Source organism: Streptococcus oralis (assembly GCF_003943385.1).
GTDB classification, from domain to species: Bacteria; Bacillota; Bacilli; order Lactobacillales; family Streptococcaceae; genus Streptococcus; species Streptococcus oralis_CA.
This window is the reverse complement of the sequence record NZ_RJPI01000012.1, coordinates 62445-74241: the sequence shown is the minus strand read 5'-3', so window position 1 is coordinate 74241 and position 11797 is coordinate 62445. Positions and strand designations below refer to the sequence as shown.

Genomic DNA, 11797 nt, shown 5'->3' with positions numbered 1-11797 from the left:
ATAATAGTGATGATGAAATCAGGAGTATATATAGTGTTACCGAAATAAATGCGTATCTTAAAGAGTTAGAAGACTTATTTTCGTCCTATTTGTCTGATTTTTACGAGAAATGGCATAATTCATACAGAGTTCAAAGAAATAATAAAAGCAGTTTGGTAGTTAATGAGGTTTATAAAAATATATTTAAANATGCTGATGTAATTAACTTTAATTATACAAGTACTTTATATGATTTAAACTTAGTTCAAACTGGGAATAATAGCAATCAAAAATACTTTCAAGTACACGGATCTTTATTTGATAAGAACATTATTTTTGGAGGTGGATTCACTGGGAATGAAGAGTACAGTGGGTTTAATGTTCCAGGTTCTATGGACAATGACAAACTGATTCGAATAAAAAAAGATACGTCTTTATTTGAGAAACGGAGTCAATTGATAGAGAAAATAAAGAAATATAAGAAAAATTCAGTTGATACCTATATTATTGGTCACTCTATTTATGGAAGTGATTTGCCATTCTTGTCAAAAATATTTGAAAAATCAAAAAGAATTTATTTGTTTTATTTTGGTAATGATTATCTAATCAAATTACAAAAGATTAATAAAATTTTGAATACCGATATCTTAGAAAAAATAGTTTTAGTACCATTCTATGATATTTTGGTTAAAGATAGTAAGAAAAATTTAGAATTTGGAGGCAATAATACTACTTCAATTCAGCTGGACAATAATGATATTGAATTATTGAAAAGAATGTTCAATGTATCTTTGCCGATAATATATCCTTTTGACAAATTCATTCTGACTAATAAACTTTTTATATTCAACCAGTTTCAATATTTAAAAATATCGAGTATTATAGAGTGCGAATCTTTAAAAAAGATTTTAAGTTTTTTAGATATAAAAGAAACATACAATGAAAAACTTCATGTAATAATTGATGGAGTTGGAGCAAAATCTGATGATAGATTACTTTTGGATGAATTATTTGATATGAAAGAGTTTATTGAATGTATAAAAAATAGTGAATCTATTGAAATTACAAACTCATCGTTAAGTATTGAGAAGCTAAAAAATTTAATTTCAAGTACTGAAAAATGTAGAAAAATAAAAATTAGTAATTGTGTAATTTATTGTGATGGTGTTGAAAACGTTGAGATTGATATCAGTCAGTTTCAGACTATTGAATATTTTGAAATGTGTAAAAACAATATCAGTGAGGAACATATGGTAAATATCATTGCTTCTAAAAATATAATTAGTAACACTTTGAAAAAAATAATAATTCGTGAAAATGAAAATATTAAGATAGATTATTCTTTGCTAAATTTTGTTAGTAATAGTCGCTATATTGAATTGGATTATCCAGAAAATAGTGAGTTTGGTTACGATATTTACTTTCCCAATGTGTCAACATTCATTCTTGANGCTCAGGAAGTAGATGTGGATCCAATTATCACTGGAATTATTCTCTCGCCAAAAATTAGATGTTTAAAATTGCTTGGTGTATCTTTGTCAGAGAAAACAAATGAAATAAAAGGAGAGACAGATACTTGTAGATTTTCTTCGTTATTTAAGTTTGATGATAATAATCAAACAGATAAAACCCAGTATTTGTCCAATCTGACTGAAATAGAAATATCAGTTTTTGATGATAGTCAAAAATTAATATTTGATGTTGTTCCTAATCTTAGATATATTACATATAATGGCGAAGAGATATCACTGTTAAATATGTGGGTTGAAGCACAAAACATACAGCAAGAAGCAAATGATAAAAAGCGTGAGGAGATTAGAAATATAGAAAATAAGAAAGACAAAGACTCGAAAGATACTTTAGGCTTTACTTATATAAATAATCATAAGATAAGTAGGGGAGAAGAAAGTATTGAAGATAATCGAGAAAATACTAATACTAAAAAAATATCTTTTGAAACAAAAAATGATGTCTTTGATGCGATTTTAAAGTATATTTCTGAAAATAAATTAAAACACTCCGAAAATGTAGATGAAGCAAATTATGTTGAGGCAAAAAACATTGAAAAAGAAATCAATGAATTTGCTAAAACATGGGCAGTTGATAGCCAAGCGTTGACTTTTTATGTACTAAATTTTGATGTTGAAAATAAAAATGAAAAACAATTTGGAGAAACGGCTCTAAAAGACACAGCAAATTATGAAGAGTATCCTCTCAAGAATAACAAAATTAAATTGATCTATAAACAAGAACTTAATACTGCAATAAGGAAATTTGCGACTACTCTACATGAAAAATATAGTTTGTGAATGGAGAAAAAATAAATGGAAGAGAAAATCTTACCTATTTTAAGATTTGATAATTTTAACGATTATTGGCGGACGTCTTCGTTATTATCTCAAGTAGAAGTAAGAAGAGGTCTGACCTATAAACCAAACGACGTAAGAAGTAAGGGAGCACGGGTTTTAAGAAGCTCGAACATAGTAGATGATTCCTTCGTGATAGCAGATGATGATGTGTTTGTAAGTAAAGATGTGATAAATATTCCCCGAGTAAGCAATGGAGATATTTTAGTAACTGCAGCTAATGGATCCACTAAGCTAGTCGGAAAACATGCAATTATAAAAAATTTACCAGGTGATGAAATAGTTGTCCATGGTGGTTTTATGTTATTGTTTAAAACTGAGCAGAACTACTTCGTAAATGCTTGGATGAGTTCAAATGAGTATAAAAGAGTGTTACAATTTGTACAAGGCGGAAATGGAGCGATTGGAAATTTATCTAGTGCAATATTGAAAAGTACGAAAATGAGCGTTCCATCTTTCTCTGAACAATCTGCCATTGGCTCCCTCTTCAACACTTTCGATGACCTTCTGGCGAGATACAAGGATAATCTCACCAACTACCAATCACTCAAGGCGACCATGCTTGCCAAAATGTTTCCCAAAGCTGGACAGACTGTTCCTGAAATTCGTTTAGATGGCTTTGAAGGTGAGTGGGAAATAAAAAAATTTAAGAGTATAAGTACTAAAAGAGGCAAATCAAACAGCAAAGGATATGATTATCCAGCATATTCAGTTAGTAATCAGAGCGGGTTGATTCCTCAATCGGAACAATTTGAAGGAAGTCGTTTAGAAAATCTTGAAAAAACTTCATATAAGATAGTTGAACCAAACGAGTTTGCATATAATCCAGCTCGTATAAATGTTGGATCCATTGCATTTAATGATTTAGGTGAGATAGTGATTGTAAGTTCTCTATATGTCATATTTTTGTTAGATAAGTCAATAAATAACAACTACGCGCTACTGTTTATAAAATCACTTGAGTTTAATAAAGAAGTTAGAAGGAATACGGAGGGGAGTGTGAGGGAATATCTTTTTTATGATAACTTTGCAAATATTCGTATCCCAATTCCTCCGTCACTCGATGAACAACAAGCCATTGGGTCCTATTTCTCTAATCTTGATAACCTCATCAACTCTCACCAGGAAAAAATTTCTCAGCTTGAAACCTTGAAAAAGAAACTCTTGAAAGATATGTTTATTTAAGATTGGAGAGACTATGACGAAAAGATTAAAAACTACTCAAATTTCTTTGTTTCTTAATAGCAAATCAGTTAAAAAATTTGAAGACTGTCTAAAAGATAAGATTAAGTATGATGAATACCCATTAAATAGTAAAATTGGACTAAATGGGAAAATATTTGTTCAGAAATCAGATCCTAAACTGCCTTCTTGGCAGGATGATTTAAATCAACTATCTGCCCTAAAAATAAAGTTTTCTGAAAATGTTCCAAATAAAGCCGTGGTTGTAGTGAAGCTAAGAAATAGGTTCTTTAGTATAACTTATGGTTATGGCAGATCAATGTTAGATGATTTAAAAATAGTTAGAAATTTTGGTTTGAAAGTAGCGGCAAATCTAATTGATAAAGATAAAATAAGAAGTATGAATATAACTAGTATTGAAGATGTTATAGTCTCATCCCAAAGACAAAGTTCAATTTACGCTTCTCAAGATATATTTGATTTAGATACTAGGAAAAATCTATTACAGTCTGTCTCAGGAGCACCTGATTTGGAGAGTGTAGCATCCTTTCTTGTAGGAACAGATAGTTTAGTAGCTAGTCGAAAGATGAACATAACTGATATCAAAGACAGTATTAATTTTTATTATAATAGTTATAAAAAAGATGATTATAAAAACAATGGTTTTTCATGGCTTGATAATATCTTGGAAGTGAGAGAAAAAAATTTAAAATCCGATTTAGATAATCAATTATACCTAGAGATAACAACGGGGAACTATCCAACCATTGCTCCTAATACTTTACTTGATTGGGAGAATATAGAAGGCTTTTTTCTTACTGGAACTGGAAAAAGAGAAAAAGAGTTTTCAATTGAAATTGATTCGAATGCATATTTCTCAACAATAGGAAAAAATAAATCAAATAGCTCTTTTATATCGTCTTTAAAACGGAATAAATTAGTTACCAAATATAAAGACACAGATGAGGAAAGAATAGTTGGAAGCTTATATTCATCATTAATTTTCGAAATAGATTATAACAAAGAAAAATATATTTTATGTTATGGTTCTTGGTATAAAATTAATAAAAAATTTTTTAATACTATAAAAACTGAAATTGATAATATTGTGGATACTATGCTTCCAATTGTTCTCCTAGCTTCTAATGGACAGAGTGAAGGAGATTTTAATAAAGCATTTTCTGCAAGTCATCCAGATTACTATATATTGGATAAAGAAATGTATCATGGGGATAGCTATGGAAGAAGTAGTGTTGAAGTGGCAGATATTGTGACCAAAGACAAAAAGTTAATTCATGTAAAAAAAGGAGGTTCTTCGTCAAAATTAAGTCATTTATTTTCTCAGGGTGTTGTGTCTGCCACTATTTTAGCTCAGGATATTAAAATGAAAAAATTCATTAATAAAAAATGCGGTTGTAAAATACTGAATCTGTCAGAGACAAATAATGAGCTGGAAATTGTATTTGCAATTTTAGATAAACGAGTAAAAGGAGGAGTAAAAAATTCTGATATATTACCATTCTTTTCAATGGTTAATTTATTCAATGCGATTCAACAATTAAAAAGCATGGGATTTAAATATTCAATTTTAAAAATTCCAGTAGTTTAAAAAGAAAGAAAAAAATTAGATCTATGATTAAAGAAACAACACAAACTTCCCAGTCGCTCTACCAAGCTCTGTGGAACTCAGCGGATGTTCTCCGCTCTAAGATGGATGCCAATGACTACAAGTCCTATCTCTTGGGCATGGTTTTTTACAAGTATCTGTCAGATAAGATGCTCTTTTTCGTGGCGGAGACCATGGAAGAAGGGACAGATAGTCTTGAGGCTGCCCTTGAGGTCTATCGCAACTACTATGAGGATGCGGACACTCATGAGGATCTTCTTGCAGTTATGAAGGACGAACTCAATTATATCATCAAGCCTGAGTTGACCTTTACGGCTCTAGTAGCACGTGTCAATGAGGGGACTTTCCAGTTGGAAGACTTGGCTCAAGGTTTTCGTGATATCGAGCAGAGCGACGACCTCTATGAAAATCTCTTTGAAGATATCGACCTCTACTCTAAAAAGCTAGGGGCAACTCCTCAAAAGCAAAACCAAACGGTGGCGGCAGTCATGAAGGAGTTGGCTGTGCTAGATGTGGCTGGTCATGCGGGTGATATGCTGGGGGATGCCTATGAGTATCTAATCGGTCAGTTTGCGACTGACTCGGGTAAAAAGGCTGGTGAGTTCTATACGCCTCAACCTGTTGCTAAACTCATGACTCAGATTGCCTTTTTAGGTCGTGAGGACCAGCAAGGTTTTACCATCTATGATGCGACCATGGGTTCTGGCTCTCTCTTGCTCAATGCCAAGAAATACTCTCATAAACCGCAGACGGTGGTCTACTTCGGTCAGGAGCTCAATACTTCGACCTATAACCTGGCTCGGATGAACATGATTCTACACGGTGTTCCAGTTGAGAATCAATTCCTTCACAATGCTGATACATTAGACGAAGACTGGCCGACCCAAGAGCCAACCAACTTTGACGGTGTTCTCATGAACCCTCCATACTCAGCCAAGTGGTCAGCAAGCTCTGGCTTCCTGAATGACCCTCGTTTCTCTCCTTTTGGGAAACTAGCGCCCCAATCCAAGGCTGACTTTGCCTTCCTCTTGCATGGATATTACCACCTCAAGCAGGATAATGGAGTCATGGCTATCGTCCTTCCTCACGGTGTTCTTTTCCGTGGAAATGCAGAAGGAACCATTCGCAAGGCCTTGTTAGAAGAAGGAGCTATTGATACGGTTATCGGTCTACCAGCCAATATCTTCTTTAATACCAGCATTCCGACCACGGTCATCATTCTCAAGAAGAACCGTACCAATCGTGATGTCTACTTTATCGATGCCTCTAAGGAGTTTGATAAGGGGAAAAATCAGAATATCATGACGGATACCCATATCGAGAAGATTCTGGAAGCCTACAAGTCTCGTGAGGAGATGGATAAGTTTGCCCATCTGGCGAGCTATGAAGAAATTGTCGAAAATGACTATAACCTCAATATCCCTCGCTATGTAGATACCTTTGAGGAAGAAGAAGTTGAACCACTAACTGATATCGTCAGCAATATTAACGACACAAATAAAGCTATCGAAAGCCAAACAGCTTCTCTACTCGAAATGCTCGATCAACTCCACGGAACCACACCAGAAGCCGATGCTGAGCTCAAACAGTTCTTGGCAGATTTTAAAGGGTGATGGCGTAATCGATTCGCTCATATTCCGCTCATAATTCGCTCATTTTTTAGATACAACTTTGTTTCCATATTTCCTGGAAACGGATAGAAAACAAGGAGAAACATGGAACAAACTAACCAAAAATCCCAGTGCCAACAACTTTGGGCTAGAAACAAATATCTCGTTTTGAGTCATTCTAGCAATATTTACAATGAGATTCGCCAATACTTGAAGAATGAACAAGTGGAGCTGAGTCAGATTCAAGAGATGATTGACCGTGCCTGTCAAATCCCAGAACACAGGGGTCAGGTTTGCAATGCCTTTCAGCATATTTGGGGCTATTTCAAAAAGAAAGCGACCGATGCCGAGCGTAAGGACTATATGCTCTTGCTAGATCGCTACCGCTTTGGTCAGGCTTCCAAGGAAGACTTGATCGCTAAAACTCGAGACTTGCTTGATCGCTATCCAAATAGATACTTGCAACATTCGACTTTACTGAAAGGAGACTCCCATGAGACTTTGGCATGAAGCTTTGATTTCACAACTTCCCCGTCCTCAACTTTTGGGGCAACATCGAGAGTGTTGCGCCCTGCGTGGTAATGGTTGGGGCAGAAAGCATGCGACAGTGGACTATGTCTTTACCCACTCGCCCTATCGTCTCTATGCCTATCATCGCTTGATCATGGAGGAGATGGCTGGCCGTGGCTACAATGTCAGTCCAGAGTGGCTGGACAAGGACTACCGTGGCAAAACCTGCCCTCCCTATGAAGACTTGCCTGAGGAGAACCAAGATAATCCCGTCTATAGTGAGCATAATGCAGAATACTACGAGGAGTGTCTGGCTAATCTCCGAGAGAAGGGGATTGAGCTGGAGTAAGAGTCAGGATTAGCTCCACATTTATAACTCTTCTCGTAATTTTTTCGAATAATAAAGATGAGACCTTTAGAATTTTTCTAAGGCCTCCTTTTTATGAATATTAGGATTTACTTTTAATAACTTTTGAGTTATAATTAAAAAAAGCCAAGCGTGAACTGAAGGAAATAAAAGAAAGAGGGTTAAGTGATGAAGAATAGTGCCATTGGGAGTAATTGGAAGGATGTTCGATCAGAACTCTTTACCAAGGAAGAAATTCTTGAAAGTGATATGCGAGTGGCTATCATGAGTGAGTTAATTGAGACTAGACATGAGCAAGGGATCAGTCAGAAAAAACTAGAAGAACTCAGTGGAGTGAGCCAGCCTGTCATAGCTAGGATGGAGACAGGAAAGACTAGTCCTCAGTTGGATACGGTCTTAAAAGTCTTAGCCAGTTTAGGAAAGACACTAGCAGTCGTCCCACTTGAACAGGAAAAAAGTTGATAGAGATGAGATTACTTGGTTTGCTAAAATCATCCACAGAACAATTTTACCTCCCGTCCGCACTTTTTCAGGGAAATATCAGAATTACAAAAGAAAACCAACCTATAGTCTTTTCTAATAACAAGTCATAGTCACTTATATCAATCGTCAATAGCTTGTTTGAGCATTCCAACTAAAATACAGCCACAAAACAAGCAATACAAAGGATTTGAGACATAAGTCTCAAGTCTTTTTCTTTAGTTTAAAAGAGTGATATAGTTTCAAACTATATCAAAGCCTAATTATTTACAATTATACAGACAGTTTCTTTTCTGTTAAGATAGTTTCAACAACAAATTTTGGAGGACACATCATGTCAACTACAATCATCGGTTTCCCTCGTTTGGGCGAATTCCGCGAATTAAAATTTACAACTGAAAAATACTTTAGAAAAGAAATCTCAGAAGAAGAACTCTTGGCGGCGGCTAAAGAATTGCGTGCAAAACACTGGAACATTGTCAAAGAAAAAGGCATCACTGAAATCCCATCAAATGACTTTTCTCACTATGATAACTTCTTAGATGCAGCTTTCCTTTTCAACGTGGTACCTGCATCCGTTCAAAACTTGGACTTGTCTGACCTTGAGCGCTACTTTGCTTTGGGACGTGGTTACCAAGGAGAAAAAGGGGACGTGCGTGCCCTTCCGATGAAGAAATGGTTCAACACCAACTACCACTACATCGTGCCTAAATTTGAAAAAGACACTCAAGTCAAACTTGCAGGTCACAAGATCTTTGATGAGTTCCAAGAAGCAAAAGAACTTGGATTGAACACTCGTCCAGTCCTTGTAGGACCATTCACTTTCCTTCAATTGTCAGACTTTGAAGAAGGTGTGAAAGCAGAAGACTTCGTAGATAGCTTTGTAGCTGCTTACCAAGAAGTTTTTGCTAAATTGGCGGAGCTTGGTGCGACTCGCATCCAACTCGACGAAGCGGCTCTTGTAAAAGACTTGACAGCTGAAGAAAAAGCTCTCTTCTTGAACCTCTACAACAAACTCTTGGCTGACAAAAAAGGTCTTGAAGTCTTGCTTCAAACTTACTTCGGTGATGTTCGTGATGTCTACACTGACCTTGTGAACTTGCCAGTAGATGCCATCGGTTTGGACTTCGTTGAAGGTAAGAAAACTCTTGAACTCGTTAAAGGTGGTTTCCCAGCTGATAAGACTCTCTATGCAGGTATCGTCAATGGTAAAAACATCTGGCGTAACAACTACGAAAAGAGCTTGGCTATTCTTGAGCAAATCCCAGCTGAAAACATCGTATTGACTAGCTCATGCTCACTTCTTCATGTACCATTTACAACAGCTAATGAAGATTTTGAACCAGCAATCTTGAACCACTTTGCATTTGCAGTTGAAAAATTGGATGAAATCCGTGACTTGGATGCTATCCGCAACGGTCAAGGTGCGGAAGCTCTTGCAGCCAACAAAGAACTCTTCGCAGCTGAACGTGTGGGTGAAAATGCGGAACTTCGTGCCCGTATTGCTGGCTTGACAGACGCTGACTACACTCGTTTGCCTGCCTTTGCTGAACGTGAAGCTATCCAAGAAGAAACTTTCAAACTTCCAGCTCTTCCAACCACAACCATTGGTTCATTCCCTCAAACTAAAGAAGTTCGTGCTAAACGTTTGGCTTACCGTAAGGGTGAATTGACCCAAGAAGAGTACGATGCCTTCCTTGCTGAAACCATCGACGAATGGATCAAATGGCAAGAAGAAGTTGGATTTGACGTGCTGGTACACGGTGAGTTCGAGCGTAACGACATGGTTGAGTACTTCGGTCAAAACTTGTCAGGATACCTCTTCTCTAAGAATGGTTGGGTACAATCTTACGGTATGCGTGGGGTGAAACCACCAATCATCTGGGGTGACGTTACTCGTCTCAACCCAATCACTGTCAAATGGTCTAGCTACGCACAGAGCCGTACTGACAAACCTGTTAAAGGTATGTTGACAGGACCTGTTACCATCCTTAACTGGTCATTCCCACGTGAAGACATCTCTATCAAAGACTCAACTCTTCAAATTGCTCTTGCGATCAAGGATGAAGTTCTTGACCTTGAAGCTGCTGGTGTGAAAATCATCCAAATCGACGAGGCTGCTCTCCGTGAGAAATTGCCACTCCGTCGTAGCGACTGGTACGAAGACTACCTTGACTGGGCTATTCCTGCCTTCCGCTTGGTACACTCAACAGTAGCGCCAGACACACAAATCCACACCCACATGTGTTACTCAGAATTTACAGATATCATCCCAGCCATCGACAACATGGATGCGGACGTTATTTCCTTTGAAGCAAGCCGTTCAAACCTTGAAATCTTGGACGAACTCAAAGCGAAAAACTTCCAAACAGAAGTGGGACCTGGGGTTTACGATATCCACTCACCTCGTGTGCCAAACGAAGGCGAAATCGACCACACTATCGAAGCTATCCTTGCTAAAGTACCAAGCAAGAAAGTTTGGATCAACCCTGACTGTGGTTTGAAAACACGTGGTATTCCAGAAACAAAAGAAAGCTTGATCCGCCTTGTCGAAGCAGCAAAAGCTGTGCGTGAGAAATTGTAAGATAGGATTTCTCTCTTGACGCTGACTGATCAAGGAAGTGCTTGGCCCTAGCCGCCTCAGCAATCATGAAATCAAAAAGAAAAGGATAATGACTATGTCACGCCAAACGCCGTCACTTTCATTTGAAGTGTTCCCTCCAAACCCAGCTGTGGGTAATGATAAAATTATTTCAGCCTTGCAGGATATGCGGGAGCTGACACCACACTTTATCAGTGTGACTGCCAGCAATAATAAATTCAATATCAAGGAAACAACGGTTCGTTTGGCTGACTTTATCCAGAATGACTTAGCGATCCCAACTATTGCCCACTTGCCAGCTATCTATCTGACCAAGGAGAAGGTTGCAGAGACACTTGCGGACTTGGACAAGGTTGGTGTGCGAAAAATCTTGGCTCTACGTGGGGATATTATCCCTGATGTGGAACCACAAAAGGATTTCCGCTACGCAACGGACTTGATCGAATTCATCAAGGAACAAGCCCCTCACTTTGATATTGTTGGCGCTTGCTATCCAGAGGGGCACCCAGACTCACCAAACCAGATATTGGATATTCAAAATCTCAAGAAGAAAGTGGATGCAGGCTGTTCAAGCCTCGTAACGCAACTTTTCTTTGACAATGAGCGCTTCTATGATTTCCAAGATAAGTGTACCTTGGCAGGGATTGATGTTCCCATTCATGCGGGGATCATGCCTATTCTTAACCGTAATCAAGCGCTTCGTCTCTTGAAAACGTGTGAGAATATCCACCTTCCACGCAAATTTAAAGCTATCTTAGACAAGTATGAGCATGACCCTGAGTCGCTCAGAGCAGCAGGACTTGCCTATGCAGTGGACCAAATCGTGGACTTGGTAACCCAGGATGTCGCAGGTGTGCATCTCTACACCATGAACAATGCTGAAACAGCAAAATACATCCACCAAGCAACCCATGCCTTGTTTAATCATCAGTCTCTAGGGTAATAAAAAGCAAACCATTCTTCTCAAGCGAGGGGGATGGTTCCTTTTTAATAGAAAAGCCCGCACTTTTTAAGAAAAATATGATAAAATAGACTCTGTACGTACTTGATACAAAGATGAGGGTATAATAGATT

Annotated in this window: 9 protein-coding genes; all 9 read left to right on the top strand. The window is 37.4% G+C overall.

What is annotated here, in order from left to right; translation table 11 throughout:
• On the top strand, positions 1–2288 hold a 2288-nt coding region (locus D8803_RS09985), incomplete at its 5' end, for an AbiH family protein (protein ID WP_131200851.1).
• A gap of 15 nt (positions 2289–2303) precedes the next feature.
• Positions 2304–3530 (top strand): restriction endonuclease subunit S, encoded by a 1227-nt coding sequence (locus D8803_RS08620; protein WP_131200850.1) that lies wholly within the window; start codon positions 2304–2306, stop codon positions 3528–3530.
• Positions 3531–3543: 13 nt separating this feature from the next.
• On the top strand, positions 3544–5136 hold the full coding sequence (locus tag D8803_RS08615) for a TIGR04141 family sporadically distributed protein (protein WP_131200849.1): 1593 nt from the start codon (positions 3544–3546) through the stop codon (positions 5134–5136).
• A 23-nt stretch (positions 5137–5159) separates the two neighbouring features.
• On the top strand, positions 5160–6767 hold the full coding sequence (locus D8803_RS08610; protein ID WP_131200848.1) for a type I restriction-modification system subunit M: 1608 nt from the start codon (positions 5160–5162) through the stop codon (positions 6765–6767).
• Positions 6768–6869: 102 nt separating this feature from the next.
• Positions 6870–7274, top strand: a complete 405-nt coding sequence (locus tag D8803_RS08605) for a YbgA family protein (protein ID WP_131200847.1) — start codon at positions 6870–6872, stop codon at positions 7272–7274.
• Positions 7258–7623, top strand: a complete 366-nt coding sequence (locus D8803_RS08600) for a TIGR02328 family protein (protein ID WP_131200846.1) — start codon at positions 7258–7260, stop codon at positions 7621–7623. Before D8803_RS08605 ends, D8803_RS08600 begins: the two co-directional genes overlap by 17 nt.
• Positions 7624–7809: 186 nt before the next feature.
• Positions 7810–8103: a helix-turn-helix domain-containing protein gene (locus D8803_RS08595; RefSeq protein ID WP_131200853.1), complete on the top strand. Its 294-nt coding sequence runs from the start codon at positions 7810–7812 to the stop codon at positions 8101–8103.
• Positions 8104–8455: 352 nt separating this feature from the next.
• Entirely contained in the window at positions 8456–10705 is a 2250-nt protein-coding gene (metE, locus tag D8803_RS08590; RefSeq protein WP_131200845.1) for a 5-methyltetrahydropteroyltriglutamate--homocysteine S-methyltransferase, read from the top strand.
• A 94-nt stretch (positions 10706–10799) separates the two neighbouring features.
• A complete protein-coding gene (metF, locus tag D8803_RS08585; RefSeq protein WP_131200844.1) occupies positions 10800–11666 on the top strand; it encodes a methylenetetrahydrofolate reductase [NAD(P)H] in 867 nt (288 codons plus the stop codon).
• Positions 11667–11797 lie beyond the last annotated feature (131 nt).